12 protein-coding genes and 3 tRNA genes are annotated in these 12887 nt (G+C 65.9%); 8 read left to right on the top strand and 7 right to left on the bottom strand.

Annotated features, from left to right (window positions below; all coding sequences use genetic code 11):
* Positions 1-176 precede the first annotated feature (176 nt).
* The gene (locus ACERNI_RS01845) at positions 177-920 is read left to right on the top strand and encodes a glycosyltransferase family 2 protein (RefSeq protein ID WP_448831556.1); all 744 of its coding nucleotides are present in this window, start codon (positions 177-179) and stop codon (positions 918-920) included.
* Complete coding sequence (locus ACERNI_RS01840) at positions 920-1252, top strand: lipid-A-disaccharide synthase N-terminal domain-containing protein (RefSeq protein WP_448831555.1); 333 nt, start codon at positions 920-922, stop codon at positions 1250-1252. Before ACERNI_RS01845 ends, ACERNI_RS01840 begins: the two co-directional genes overlap by 1 nt.
* An 18-nt stretch (positions 1253-1270) precedes the next feature.
* Here ACERNI_RS01840 and ACERNI_RS01835 read toward each other — a convergent pair whose 3' ends face one another.
* Together ACERNI_RS01835 and metC are read right to left on the bottom strand one after the other, a co-directional pair.
* On the bottom strand, positions 1271-2377 hold the full coding sequence (locus ACERNI_RS01835) for a DUF4424 family protein (RefSeq protein WP_448831554.1): 1107 nt from the start codon (positions 2375-2377) through the stop codon (positions 1271-1273).
* Between the two features lie 7 nt (positions 2378-2384).
* Complete coding sequence (gene metC, locus ACERNI_RS01830) at positions 2385-3593, bottom strand: cystathionine beta-lyase (protein ID WP_448831553.1); 1209 nt, start codon at positions 3591-3593, stop codon at positions 2385-2387.
* 243 nt (positions 3594-3836) lie between these two features.
* On the opposite strand from metC, the gene ACERNI_RS01825 reads away from it, so the two are divergent.
* The 4 genes from ACERNI_RS01825 (at position 3837) to ACERNI_RS01810 (ending at position 8202) form a co-directional block, all read left to right on the top strand.
* Complete coding sequence (locus ACERNI_RS01825; protein ID WP_448831552.1) at positions 3837-4862, top strand: amino acid ABC transporter substrate-binding protein; 1026 nt, start codon at positions 3837-3839, stop codon at positions 4860-4862.
* 226 nt (positions 4863-5088) lie between these two features.
* Positions 5089-6303 (top strand): amino acid ABC transporter permease, encoded by a 1215-nt coding sequence (locus ACERNI_RS01820; RefSeq protein WP_448831551.1) that lies wholly within the window; start codon positions 5089-5091, stop codon positions 6301-6303.
* A 1-nt stretch (position 6304) separates the two neighbouring features.
* On the top strand, positions 6305-7426 hold the full coding sequence (locus tag ACERNI_RS01815) for an amino acid ABC transporter permease (RefSeq protein ID WP_448831550.1): 1122 nt from the start codon (positions 6305-6307) through the stop codon (positions 7424-7426).
* Positions 7427-7482: 56 nt separating this feature from the next.
* Positions 7483-8202 carry an amino acid ABC transporter ATP-binding protein gene (locus tag ACERNI_RS01810; RefSeq protein WP_448831797.1) on the top strand — a complete coding sequence of 240 codons (720 nt, stop codon included), beginning with the start codon at positions 7483-7485 and terminating at the stop codon, positions 8200-8202.
* A gap of 10 nt (positions 8203-8212) precedes the next feature.
* Here the strand turns inward: ACERNI_RS01810 and sseA are convergent, their stop codons facing one another.
* The 3 genes from sseA to ACERNI_RS01795 all read right to left on the bottom strand — a co-directional run bounded on the left by sseA (position 8213) and on the right by ACERNI_RS01795 (position 11344).
* Entirely contained in the window at positions 8213-9100 is an 888-nt protein-coding gene (sseA, locus tag ACERNI_RS01805) for a 3-mercaptopyruvate sulfurtransferase (RefSeq protein ID WP_448831549.1), read from the bottom strand.
* 166 nt (positions 9101-9266) lie between these two features.
* A complete protein-coding gene (locus ACERNI_RS01800) occupies positions 9267-10076 on the bottom strand; it encodes a type IIL restriction-modification enzyme MmeI (protein ID WP_448831548.1) in 810 nt (269 codons plus the stop codon).
* Positions 10077-10573: 497 nt separating this feature from the next.
* Positions 10574-11344, bottom strand: a complete 771-nt coding sequence (locus ACERNI_RS01795; RefSeq protein WP_448831547.1) for a VOC family protein — start codon at positions 11342-11344, stop codon at positions 10574-10576.
* A gap of 229 nt (positions 11345-11573) precedes the next feature.
* Between ACERNI_RS01795 and ACERNI_RS01790 the strand changes: the two genes are divergently transcribed.
* Complete coding sequence (locus tag ACERNI_RS01790) at positions 11574-12128, top strand: TetR/AcrR family transcriptional regulator (RefSeq protein WP_448831546.1); 555 nt, start codon at positions 11574-11576, stop codon at positions 12126-12128.
* Between the two features lie 264 nt (positions 12129-12392).
* Here ACERNI_RS01790 and ACERNI_RS01785 read toward each other — a convergent pair.
* Both ACERNI_RS01785 and ACERNI_RS01780 read right to left on the bottom strand, forming a co-directional pair.
* Positions 12393-12467 (bottom strand) — tRNA-Asn (locus ACERNI_RS01785).
* Positions 12468-12539: 72 nt separating this feature from the next.
* A tRNA-Asn gene (locus ACERNI_RS01780) sits at positions 12540-12614 on the bottom strand.
* A gap of 194 nt (positions 12615-12808) precedes the next feature.
* Here ACERNI_RS01780 and ACERNI_RS01775 point away from each other — a divergent pair.
* Positions 12809-12882 (top strand) — tRNA-Cys (locus ACERNI_RS01775).
* Positions 12883-12887: the final 5 nt, after the last annotated feature.

The following is a 12887-nucleotide window of genomic DNA, read 5'->3' as shown; positions in this document are numbered from 1 at the left end:
TGCGCATCTGGCGCGAGCGGACAGCTGGCGGAAGCGACGCGGACGTTCGTGCATTGGCGCGCGCATGTGGCGCGCGATGCGTCAGGCGTTCTGGTGAAGGTCAGCTGTTCCGGCGGGTCGGGCCCTGGCCCTGATGACCGTCCTTCGCCAGACCCGGTAAATGGAAAGTTGTGGCCTTGAGCGAACCGACCGACTTCCTCCCCGCGGTGACTGTGATTGTTCCCGTCAAGAACGAGGCGGACAATGTCGCGCCGCTGATCGCGGAGATCGCGACAGCCTGCGCGGTCTTCGCGGCGTTCGAGGTCATTTATGTGGACGACGGCTCGACCGACGCCACGCCGGCGGTGCTGGAGGAGCAGGCGAGGACGCGCCCATGGCTGCGCCGCCTGCGCCATGACATCTCCCGGGGGCAGAGCGCCGCCGTGCGCAGCGGCGCCTTCGCGGCGCGCGCGCCCGTTCTCGTCACCATCGATGGCGATGGCCAGAACGATCCGGCCTTCATTCCCTCGCTGGTGCGGGAGTTGACGGAAGGCGGCGTCCGCTTTGGCCTTGCCGCTGGCCAGCGCGTCGGCCGCAAGGACACCGGCTTCAAGAAATTCCAGTCGCGAGTCGCCAACGCCGTTCGCGGCGCCATCTTGCGCGACGGCACCCGCGACACCGGCTGCGGGCTGAAGGCCATCCGCCGGGAGGTCTACCTGCAATTGCCATATTTCGATGCGCTCCATCGCTTCATGCCGGCGCTGGTGCGGCGGGACGGTCATGAAGTGGCGCTGGTCGACGTCATCGACCGTCCGCGCATGGCCGGCGCCTCGAAATATGGTTTCTTCGACCGGCTCTGGGTGGGAATACTCGATCTGGCCGGCGTCTGGTGGCTGATACGCCGCCGCAAGGCCCCGCCGCATGTTCAGGAATTGCGCTAATGCTGATTCGCCTGTCGCACGATATTGGCGGCTATCTCTATGACGTGTTCATCGCCCGCGCCGACCTGTGGCTGGTGCTGGGGCTGGTCGGACAGCTCCTGTTCGCCATGCGCTTCGTGGTGCAATGGCTGGCGAGCGAAAAGGCCGGTCGCAGCGTGGTGCCGGTGGCCTTCTGGTTCTTCTCCATCGGCGGCGGGCTGATCACGCTGCTTTACGGCCTGTACAAGCGCGAGCCGGTCATCATCCTCGGCCAGGCGTTCAGCGTCTTCATCTACCTGCGCAACCTGGCGCTGATCCGCAACAGCCGGCAGAAAGAGAGCGAGACCGCCTGACGGGCGCGCCTGTTCCGCTCACTGATTCTGTTGCGCCGGCGCCGCGTCGGCGTCATCCGGCGGCGGCGCGCCCTGGCTGGCCACCTTGCCAGGGCTGACAAGCAGCGCCTCCAGGTCCTCATCGAGCGTGACGTTTTCGCGCCGCATGCGCCACTGCCCTGGCCCGACGCGCTCCAGCCCTTCCATGCAGGCTGCGGCAATGGCGTCGTCAGCCCCGGTATTGAGCGTGATGGTCACAACCCCGGCAGGGCCAGCGTAGGCCGGGCCGGTGCTGATGCGCAAACGCTGCCCGCGCTCCAGCAGCCAGTCATTGCCAGGGCCATTGTTGCGCGCCGCGCTGGCCGCATCGTTGACGGCGTCCCCGGCGCAATAGCGCGCGTAGCGCGCCGCATGCGCCAGCTGGCTGCGATCCGCCAGCGGCGTGGCGCCTACAGAAACCGAAGCTGCATGCCGCCAGGCAATGACCGTCTCCTTGCCAGCCGGAAATATCTGGGGCCAGTGCCAGGCGGTTTTCAGCAGCCAGCGCGGGCGCGGCTCCAGCCGCTCGCCAAACCGATCCATGTCGATCAGCCCGGCGGCGCGCAGGTCCTGCAAGGCTTGAGAGCCCAGCTTGCCGAGCGCCTCCCAGGTCCCCACGCCAGCTGGCTGCAGCGGCGCGCCGGCGTCTTCCAGCAATTGGGTGCGCTCCAGCCCGGCGCCGAATGCGTGACGCTCATCCATAAGCGCCACGGGCGCGCCATCAACCGTGGCGGCGAACCCCATGAAGTTAATCTGCTCGGGCTGCGGAATCGCCGCATAGCCAAAACCGGGCGCCGCCGCGTCCAGATCGGGCGCGGCGAACGATGCGCGCAGCGCGACATCCCGGCCGGAACGGTTGAAAATCACGTAGCGGCCGCGCACCTCCTGGGGCGTGATGGTGATATCCAGCGACCGGAGCTCCAGTTCCGGAGGGCGCGGCAGTTGCAGCGTTCCCACCGGCAGCGCCGTGCGCGCGTCGCCGCCCATGGCCTGGCTCGCCATGGGCGGCGCGCTGGCCGGGTCCCCGGCGGCGGGCGCACCGCTGGCGGCTGCGAGGGCGACGCCGCCCGCCGCCACCAGCAGCATGAAGGAATGATGGCCCGGCATGGCCAGATCACCCGACCGCGCCGGAAATTCCGGCGACGTCCCGCAATCGGTCGAAACCGCGCTCCAGGTCGGCGGTGAGGTCGTTGATGTCCTCAAGCCCCACCTGGAAGCGCAGGGCGGGTCCGCCCGGATCCCATGTCGTCGCCGAGCGGTAGGAGCCGCAATTGAACGGGATCACCAGGCTCTCATAGCCGCCCCAGGAATAGCCGAGGCCGAACAGGGCCAGCGCGTCGAGGAAGGCGTCCACCGCCGCCTCGGAAACCGGATTCAGCACGACGCTGAACAGGCCGCTGGCGCCAAGAAAGTCGCGCTTCCAGATGGCGTGATCCGGGTGGCTTTCCAGCGCCGGATGCAGGACGCTTTTGACCTCCGGCCGCGACTCAAGCCAGCGGGCGAGGGCGAGGCCCTGCCGCTCGGCCTCGCGCAGGCGCAGCTCCATGGTGCGCAGGCCGCGCAGGGCCAGGAAACAATCCTCCGGCCCGGCGCACATGGCGAAAGCCTCCGCCGTGCGGCGCAGGCCCGGCAACGCCCGCTCATTGGCGGAAACCAGGCCCAGCAGAAGATCGGAATGGCCGCCGAGATATTTGGTGCCGGCCTCGATGGCGAGATCGACCCCGCGCGCGTGCGGCGGGAAAAACAGCGGCGTGGCCCAGGTGTTGTCCATCAGCACCAGCGCGCCAGCCGCATGCGCCACGGCGGCAATGGATGGAATGTCCTGCACCTCGAAGCTCTGCGAGCCAGGCGCCTCGGTCAGCACGGCGCTGGTGTTGGGGCGGATCAGACTGGCGATTCCGGCGCCCAGATAGGGATCGTAATAGGTGGTTTCGACGCCCATGCGCGCCAGCACCACATCGCAGAAGCGCCGCGTGGGCCGGTAGGCCGAATCCGTCACCAGAATATGATCGCCAGCTTTCACGCACGACATCAGCGCCAGGGAGATGGCGGCAAGCCCCGAAGGAACCAGCGCCGTTCCCGCCGCGCCAGACAGTTCCGACCAGGCGTTTTCCAGCGCCTCCGTGGTCGGCGTGCCATGGGTGCCATAGGTGAAGCGGGCGTCCGAGCGCCGCAGCGCCGCGGCGTCCGGCGACAACACGGTGGAGCCGCGGTAAATCGGCGTGTTTACAAAGCCGAACTGCTCGTCGGGATTGCGACCGCCGAGCACCAGGCGGGTGCGGCTGGACAGGCGACTGCGTTCATCATCACTCAGTTTGCGCATGTCCGGATGGCTCCTCGTCACGACCGTCTCACCCGGGAGGTGTGCGGGTTTTGCGCGCCGGCCGTCAACCCCGCGCCCCGCAGGACAGTCATTGTTTCTCCCCAGCCCCTGCCTGTGGAACCAGTGCGCGGCGGCGGAAATTGGCGCCGTGGGGTTGACCTGCGGGGTACACCCGCCATGTCATGCAGACGCGAGCCACATCAGACCCGGCGCCGGAAAGCGGGCGCGAAGGAGGACAGACGGATGAAACGCGCCCCCGTGTTGACGGCGATGGCCTGCGGCGTGATCGCCGCCGTGGCGAACGGCGCGCCAGCTGCTGCTGGCGTGCTTGATCAGGTCAAACAGCGCGGCGAGCTGATTTGCGGCTCCAATCCCGGTCTCGCCGGCTTCGGCGTGCCCGACGACAAGGGCAAATGGACCGGTTTCGACGTGGACTATTGCCGGGCGATTTCAGCCGCCATTTTCGGCGACCCCGACAAGGTCAAATATGTGCCGCTGACCGCCAAGGACCGTTTCACCGCACTGCAAACGGGTGAAATCGACGTGCTGGTGCGCAACACGACGTGGACCATGACCGGCGACACCTCCGTGGGCGCCAGCTTCACCTCCATCAATTTCTATGACCAGCAGGCATTCATGGTCAGGGCCAAGCTTGGCGTGAAATCAGCCCTGGAGCTGAATGGCGCCGAAATCTGCGTGCAGCGCGGCACCACCAACGAACTGAATCTGGCTGACTTTTTCCGCGCGCACAAAATGGACTACAAGCCCGTCGCCTTCGGCAGCGCCGCTGAAACCGTGAGGGCCTATGACGCTCATCGTTGCGATGTCTTCACCAGCGACAGCTCGGCACTCTACGCCGAACGCCTGCGCATGACGAACCCGGCCGAGAATATCGTCCTGCCGGAGCGGATTTCGCGGGAGCCCTTCGCCGCCGCCGTGCGCAAGGGCGACGGCCAGTGGTTTGACGTGGTGCGCTGGATTGGCTTTGGCCTTGTCGCGGCGGAAGAGGCCGGGATCACCAAAGCCAACGTCGAGGAGAAGCGCGCCAGCGACAATCCGGAATTGCGCCGCATGCTCGGCGTCGATGGCAAGCTTGGTTCAGGCATCGGCCTGCCAAACGACTGGCTCGTCAATATTGTGCGCGCCGTCGGCAATTACGGTGAGATTTATGAGCGGAACCTTGGCGAAAACTCCCGTCTGAAAATCCCCCGCGGGCAGAATAATTTGTGGAACAAGGGCGGCCTGATGTACGCTCCGCCCATTCGCTAGAATGCAGCGCGGCGACCCTGGCGTTGCCGCTCATGAAAATTGCTTGTGAATACAAGCCATGGGGGGCGCATCCACATGCCAGCTTTGCGCGGGAATACTCAGGAATTCACCCGGATAACTGACGTACTCCCGTAAAAGGCGGCGAGATATCAGTGGGCGCTCCTGGATGGGCGTGCGCTTTGCGCCGGTCCACAAGGTCATGACATCGATCAGGGGCGGGAGCGGCGTGAAAGCAGGCAAGCCGGTCAGAGCATACGGACAGGGGCGGGGCCCGGGGACCGGCTGGTGGGGAAATCCGGCGGCGCGCGCCCTGGTCTGGCAAGCGTTGCTGGCGATCGCCGTCGTCAGCCTGTTCGCCTGGGCGGGCCGCAATGTCGTGGCCAATCTGCGCGCCTCCAACATCACCTGGGGGTTCGGATTTCTCGCCGAGCCGGCCAGTTTCGACATTACCGGCTCGCTGATCCCGTTCCAGGCCGGAGACAGCTACGGCCGGGCGCTGATGGCCGGCTTCGGCAATACCCTGACTGCCTCGCTCACCGCCATCGTCATCGCCACGGCGCTCGGCTTCGTCGTGGGGGTCGCGCGCCTGTCCCATAACGCCCTCGTGGCCCGATTCGCCTCGGCCTATGTGGAAGTTCTGCGCAACACGCCACTGCTGCTGCAGTTGCTGGTCTGGTACAACGTCGTTCTGAAGTCACTGCCAGTGCCGCGCCAGTCCATCGCGCTGCCGGGCGGCCTGCTGCTGAACAATCGCGGGCTCTACAGTCCCTGGCCGGTCGCGACCCCAGGCTGGACCGCGCTTGGCGCCGGGCTGCTGGCGGCGCTGGCCCTCTGGGCCGGCCTCGCCGTCTGGAGCGCCCGGCGGCGGCGGGCAGGCAAGCCCCCGCTTGCGCTATGGCTTGTCACGCCGCTCATTCTGGCTGGTTTGCCGCTGGCGGCGGTCTGGCTGACGACCGGAAGCCTCGCTGGCGCCCTGCCGCTTGCCTGGCCGGAACTGCGCGGCTTCAACGTCAGCGGCGGCGTCACCCTGCTGCCGGAATTCGTGGCCCTGGTGCTGGGCCTGTCACTCTACACTTCGGCGTTCATCGCCGAGATCGTTCGCTCCGGCGTCCAGTCCGTGCCGAAAGGCCAGCGCGAAGCCGGACGGGCGCTGGGCCTCGGCGAAGGCCAGATCCTGCGCCTGATTGTCATTCCCCAGGCGTTGCGGCTGATCATTCCGCCGCTTACCGGGCAATATCTCAACCTCACCAAGAACTCGTCCCTTGCCGTCGCCGTCGGCTACCCGGACCTGGTGTCAATCGGCGCCGGACCCGTGTTGCAGAATACCGGCCAGGCGCTGGAAGTGATCTCGCTCATCATGCTCATCTATCTGGCGGTGTCGCTGCTGACGGCGCTGCTGATGAACTGGTGGAACGCGCGCATGGCGCTGGTGGAGCGCTGAGATGACGATGACGCCATCAACCTCCGCCCGCCCGCCGCAAAGACCCTCCGGGTTCATCCAGGGCTTGCGCAGCCTCGTGTCGACACCGGTCAACGCGTTGCTCACCGTGCTGGCCATCGCCATCGCCTGGTTCCTGCTGCGGCCCGCCGTTGAATTCCTGCTCATCGACGCTGTCTGGAGCGGCGAGGATCGCGCCGCCTGTCTGGCCGGGGAGGCCGGCGGCGCAACCGGCGCCTGCTGGCCCTATATCGCCCGCAGGCTCGGCTATTTCATCTACGGCCAGTATCCGGAGGCGCAGCGCTGGCGGCCGAACCTGGCCATGGTCCTGTGCGCGCTAAACATTGCCTGGGCGCTGTGGCCGCGCGCGCCGTTTCGCGGCGCGGCGCTGTTCGTCTTCGTCATTCCATTCCCGGTCATTGCCTGGATCCTGCTCTATGGTCCCGGCTTCTCGGGCCTCGTCGCCGTGCCCAGCAATTTGTGGGGCGGCGTGCTGGTGACGCTGGTGATCTCCATCGTCGGCATCGTCGCATCGCTGCCGCTTGGCGTGCTGCTGGCCCTGGGCCGGCGCTCGCAGATGCCCGTGGTGCGCGCCGCGTCCACCGTGTTCATCGAGGTGATGCGCGGCGTGCCGCTGCTGGCCGTGCTGTTCATGGCCAACCGCATGCTGCCGCTGTTCCTGCCGCCGGGCGTGCTGCCCGACCCGCTGGTGCGGGTGATGGTCGGCGTCAGCCTGTTCGCCGCCGCCGGCATGGCGGAGGTGATACGCGGCGGCCTGCAGGCGTTGCCGAAGGGCCAGTATGAAGCCGCCGCCGCCCTTGGCCTCGGCTATTGGCAGATGATGTTCACCGTGATCCTGCCGCAGGCGCTGACCCTGGTCATTCCCGGCATCGTCAACACCTTCATCAGCCTGTTCAAGGACACCACTCTGGTGACGGTTGTCGGCATCTTCGACCTGCTGACGACCATCGACGTCAGTTCCCGCGATCCGGCCTGGGCAACGCCGGTGACCGCGTCGACGGGCTATGCCTTCGCCGCGATTTTCTACTTTATCTGCTGCTACGCCATGTCCCGCTATTCAGCGGCGATGGAACGGCGCCTGGCGGCTGCAGGGAGCCGGTCATGACGGCGAACGATCCTTCCACCCATGTGGCGCCCCCTGGCGAAGGCGACGCCGTGGTGATGCGCGGCGTCAGCAAATGGTACGGCGACTTCCAGGTGTTGACCGACATCGATCTCAGCGTCCGGCGCGGCGAGCGGGTGGTGATCTGCGGGCCGTCCGGCTCCGGAAAATCCACGCTGATCCGCTGCATCAACCGGCTGGAAGAGCACCAGCAGGGCGATATCGTCGTTGACGGGGTCGAACTGACGCATGACCTGCGCAGCATCGACCGGGTGCGCCGCGAGGTCGGCATGGTGTTCCAGCAGTTCAACCTGTTTCCGCATCTCACGGTGCTGGAAAACTGCGTGCTGGCGCCCATGCGGGTGCGCGGCGCCAGCCGGCGCGCGGCGGAGGAGCAGGCGCTGGCGCTGCTGGCCCGCGTGCGCATTCCGGAACAGGCGGGCAAATATCCCGGCCAGCTCTCCGGCGGCCAGCAGCAACGCGTCGCCATCGCCCGGGCGCTGTGCATGAACCCGCGCATCATGCTGTTCGACGAGCCGACCTCGGCCCTCGACCCGGAGATGGTGAAGGAGGTGCTGGACGTCATGGTGGAACTGGCCGGCGATGGCATGACCATGCTGTGCGTCACCCACGAGATGGGCTTCGCCCGCCGCATCGCCGACCGGGTGATCTTCATGGACGGCGGACAGATCGTCGAGCAGGCCGATCCGGAAACCTTCTTCACCGCGCCCAGGCACGCCCGCACCAAGGCGTTCCTGAGCCAGGTGCTGGGCGAATGACCGGCCTGCTTCAGGCCGGGCCCACGGCAATCGCCGCGTCGGGCTGGCCGCCCCATTCGCTCCACGAGCCGTCGTAGACCGGCGGCAGCGGCGCGCCCAGTTCCTGAAGCGCCAGCGCCACGATGACGGCGGAAACGCCGGAACCGCAGGTGGTTGTCACCGGCTTGTGAATATCGACGCCGGCAGCGTCGAACACCGCCTGCAATTCCGCCGGCGACTTCAGCATGCCGTTGGCCACAAGGCTGGATGACGGCGTGTTGAGCGCGCCCGGCATGTGGCCGGCGGCGAGGCCGGGACGCGGCTCCGCCGCCGCGCCGGCGAACCGCTCCGCCGGACGCGCATCGACGACCTGGCGATCGCCGCTGGCGACGGTCGCCGCCATGTCACGATAATCAACGACGGCGCCTGCCAGCGGGCTAACCACGAACGCCGCCGGTTGCGGACGCTGCGCCGGGCCGGTTTCAAGCGGCCGGCCTTCGGCTTTCCACTTCGGCAGGCCGCCTTGCAGGATGAAAACCCGGCGCGCGCCCATCACCCGCAGCATCCACCATACCCGCGGGGCGGAAAACAGGCCGGCGCCGTCGTAAACCACGATCTCCCGGTCAACGCTGAGCCCCAGCGCGCCAGCGCCGGCGGCAAAGGCTTCCGGTGACGGCATCATGTGCGGCAGCGGCGACGCCTTGTCCCGGATCTCCTCGATATCGAAGCGCACGGCGCCGGGAATATGTCCGGCCAGAAACTCGGCCGCGGGATCGCGCGCCAGCGCCGGCAGATACCATGAACCGTCGACAACCGCTGGCGCTGGGGCTCCAGCCGCGCGCCCGGCGGCGCCCTGCTGTCCGGCAAGACCCAGCCGTCCGGCAAGCCAGTCGGTGGTGACGAAAGGAGATGTTGTCATTGGCAGGACTCCAGATCACGCGCGGCGAGACCGGCAATCTGGCCTTTCCAGACAGCATCCGCCAGTCAAATAGCGCCGGGAGGGGCTGCGGAAAACGACAGGACGCAAGCGCGATCGCTCCAGCGCCACATGACGTTAAGTCAGCTGGGGTGAAACCAGACGGGAGTCAGACCAGTATGCGGCAGCCGGCGCCGCGCTCCTGGACGCCAAGACGCGGGGCGAACCGGCCTGCCGACGGCTCGGGAATCCCGGTGGTCTGGGCGCGCTGGCGCGGATGGCTCCTGGCCCGCGACGCCGCCCGGTCCAGCAGATAGCGGGTGAGGGCGTCCTCGCGCGCCGGCGATGCGCGCAGTTCGCTGGCGAGGCTGCCAGGATTGGTCCAGATGGCGCGCAGGCGCTGCTGGACATCGGCGCGGCGCAGATCATCCATGGCGATGCAACGCTGTCCGGGATCGGGAAAAGGCGCGTAGGCCTCCCCGGTTCCAGAGAAGTCAGCATAGATCTCGATCATATGACCGACGTCGAGAATGATGAGAAACGGCGGCGGCTCGGGCAGGGCCCGCGCATAGTTCTCCGCCTGCATGCGCGCGGCGTTCATGGCCCGCCGCCATGCACAAACACTTCGCGTCGCCGGAGCCGGCGGCGGCCAGCCAGCGGCCCTGCGGCGCGCCATTGCCGACTGTTTCGATTCCAGCACAAAACAGCCGCGCTTGTAGAGATCTATGCGACCGCTACACAAACGCCCGTTAAGAAGACCGAAACTGACAGATTTCTCAAAAATATAATGATTGTCACGATCATGCTCGGCAGCGAATTGCGGCAACGGCAGCGAAAGCGCCTCGCATAGTCTGCATATGAACAGTTGTGCATTTGAAATTTCTGAAGAACCTGATTTTTTTGATTCTTCAATAAGAAAACAGATGGAACTCAACCCCATTCTGCCCCTCCCTGAATTATGTTTTTTATTTTCAATCAACTTGTAAAATATTCAAATTTAATTGATGTATATTTAATAGTATCGTTAATACTTCCATCGAAATCCGGCGCGACAATAATCTGCCATGAACGGCCTTTCGCAACCGGCGGCGTGTTTCACCCCCGGGGCGGCATGAAGGGCTGCGTCAGAAAACGACGATCGTAAATACCTGGAATGGCAGTCGCGAACGGAAGCTGGATGCGCGCGCTTCTGGCCCGGTCTGCGCCTCCGGGCAAGACCACCCTGCAAGACCACCCCGCCTTTCGGCGCCGCAAGACGGCGCCGAAAGGCGACCTGACGCCGTTGTTGCAAGGAATCGACCGCGCTATCTCACCGTGACGGACGGCGCATCGCGAAAGTCGCGACGCGCCGTTCGGAGCCTGCCTCCGGATGGCTCCAGACCATTTCCGTCGCAGCGCCCAGCCTGACGCCTCAGGCTCGCCACCTGCCCGCCGCCTGATGCGAGGCGGGGGATTGCCGGGTGAAACCGTCCGGATTCAGGCCGTTGTGAAACGGACGCCGCACATGCGGAACCCTGTCCCGTCCGGCGCATGGCCGCGCTCAGCCGCCCGCGCCATGACGCCAGCCGGATCGGTGGTTGCAACCACGATGCCGCGCAGGGTCTCGCGACTGCCCGCGGATCCTGGCGCGAAGCGGATATTGATCATGTCGACCTCGATCAGGCCGCCGTTTCCTTCCTGTTGGTAAGGCTTCTCGATGATTCGGGCCCAGTGCTGGCCAAGGGCATGGGGATCAGGGCTTTCAACGACGATTTCATGGATGCCCTGGGTCACGTCGGTGCAGATGGCGTGCTGCCAGCCGTCGCCGCCAGCAGGATAGTAGGGCCCCTCCAGATTCGCTTCGCCCGGCGTGTGATCAAACTCGATCATCGCCGCCCGGCATTGCCGAGGATGCAGTTGCACGCCCACAAAGCCATCGTGATCAAGCGCATGGGCCGTCGGAACGCCATTGGCGTTGGCGTGCGCGCCGCGCCGCAGCGGGTCGCTGCAGTTGAAGATGGCCATGTAGCCGCCCACGCCGCCGCTGCGCTCCATGAAGCGCCCGGCGGCGGTGTTCTCCTCGAACGGCGCCACGACCTCCACGAACGCCAGCCCGAACGGAAACAGGGCGTTGTGCAGGCCATATTTGGCCACATGCGGATCCTGGTAGGCCAGCCTCACGCCAAAGATGTACTGAAAATCGGTGATCGCGCGTTCAAGATCATCCGTGGCCAGAGCGATCTGGCGCAGGCGGAAGTAGTCTTCCATGGGGGCCTCCCGGGCAGTCCCCGGCTGTTCCGGGGCTTCTGTTGCGAGCGCCCGGGAGTATGCACCAGCAAATAAGGGCGCAGCCACCCCGGCGACAGCCGGCGCGGCGATTTTATGGAAATTTATGTTGCAAAATGTTCCGCAACGCGGCCTAGAGAGACTGGAAAAAAACCGCTCATTCAGAAAGGCGTCATGTCGCACGAACATGCCGCAAGAAGCAGAAGCCCGTATGGACGCACGCCAGCGCAAAACCCGACACGCCCTGTATGAAGCGCTTGACGCCCTGCTTGGGGAGCGGCCCTACGGCGACATCACCGTGACAGACCTGGTGCAGCGGGCAAGCGTTGGGCGGCAGACGTTCTATCGCCATTTCGACAGCATTGACGCCATGCTGGAGCACCGGTTGAGCGACGATCTCGCCGGGCAGCTCGCATTTGCCCATAAACATGCCGGCGTCACGACCTACAGCCGCTGGGTGGAGGACGTCACGGCCTTCGCCTTCGCCCGCGCCAGCCAGCAGCGGCGGCTGTACCGGCTGATCCTGAGCGGGCAGGCGGGAAGCGGCGCCCTGACGCTGTTCGCCGCCCAGATCGGCGAGATGATGAATATCGCCAGCGCGCAGCCCGGCCTCCTGCCGGAGGATCCTGAAGAATCCCGCTTCGCCCAAAGCTTCTACGCGGGCGCCGTTGGCGCGCTGATGCTTGAATGGCTGATCGCCGATAGTGGACGCACGCCTGAGCAGATGGGCGCGATGTTCGCCCGCCTGTCGACGCCACAGGCGTAACGCAAGAGGCGCGCCTGGCTCACCGGGTTCCGGTCGCGCCCCAGCGACGGCGTGTCCTTGCGGGGTGGGGCGCGAATTCTGGAGGTCGCGGATGCGCCAGAATCCGCAACCTGGCGTGAACCAGCCGGCGGATTGATCTGGCGGATTGATCTGGAATGGCGGACGCTGGAAGGGCAGGCTCCGGCGGCGCGCGCCGGCAATAAAACACCCGGTTTCCACACGTGAAAACCTGTTTCCGCAGCCTTGGCATACTGGAAAAAGAAATGGCTCCCCGGGCCGGATTCGAACCAGCGACCAACCGGTTAACAGCCGGTTGCTCTACCACTGAGCTACCGGGGAAAGCCTGTTGCGAAACAAAAAAAGCCCGTGCGGGCGCATCGCAACTCTATCAAGTCCATCCTGAGAAAGGGATGGCTCCCCGGGCCGGATTCGAACCAGCGACCAACCGGTTAACAGCCGGTTGCTCTACCACTGAGCTACCGGGGATCACTTGATGGCCGGGATGTAGCCCAAGCATTCGGGCCGCGCAAGTCCCGCCGCGCCGAAAAGGCCGCGCCCAGGCGGCGGCTGTGGAAGTGTGGACAAGTGGAGCCTGGGCGCTCCCCGGAAAACCCGGCTTTTGAAAACTGCATGAAAGAGTGTTGCCCTTTCACTGCGCCCTGGGCTATTAGCGCCGTCGAGGCCTCGTGGCGGAGTGGTTACGCAGAGGACTGCAAATCCTTGCACGGGGGTTCGATTCCCTCCGAGGCCTCCATTTAC

The organism is Camelimonas sp. ID_303_24 (genome assembly GCF_053543495.1).
Note: the sequence above shows the minus strand (reverse complement) of the source record. Positions and strands in the feature narration are given on the sequence as shown.

What these genes read in the sequence shown, in the direction of transcription:
- ACERNI_RS01795 (WP_448831547.1), bottom strand. Translation starts at nt 11,344, where the DNA reads ATGGAAGACTACTTCCGCCTGCGCCAGATCGCTCTGGCCACGGATGAT.
- ACERNI_RS01810 (WP_448831797.1), top strand. Translation starts at nt 7,483, where the DNA reads ATGCGCGGCGTCAGCAAATGGTACGGCGACTTCCAGGTGTTGACCGAC.
- ACERNI_RS01840 (WP_448831555.1), top strand. Translation starts at nt 920, where the DNA reads ATGCTGATTCGCCTGTCGCACGATATTGGCGGCTATCTCTATGACGTG.
- metC (WP_448831553.1), bottom strand. Translation starts at nt 3,593, where the DNA reads ATGCGCAAACTGAGTGATGATGAACGCAGTCGCCTGTCCAGCCGCACC.
- ACERNI_RS01825 (WP_448831552.1), top strand. Translation starts at nt 3,837, where the DNA reads ATGAAACGCGCCCCCGTGTTGACGGCGATGGCCTGCGGCGTGATCGCC.
- ACERNI_RS01815 (WP_448831550.1), top strand. Translation starts at nt 6,305, where the DNA reads ATGACGATGACGCCATCAACCTCCGCCCGCCCGCCGCAAAGACCCTCC.
- ACERNI_RS01790 (WP_448831546.1), top strand. Translation starts at nt 11,574, where the DNA reads ATGGACGCACGCCAGCGCAAAACCCGACACGCCCTGTATGAAGCGCTT.
- ACERNI_RS01835 (WP_448831554.1), bottom strand. Translation starts at nt 2,377, where the DNA reads ATGCCGGGCCATCATTCCTTCATGCTGCTGGTGGCGGCGGGCGGCGTC.
- sseA (WP_448831549.1), bottom strand. Translation starts at nt 9,100, where the DNA reads ATGACAACATCTCCTTTCGTCACCACCGACTGGCTTGCCGGACGGCTG.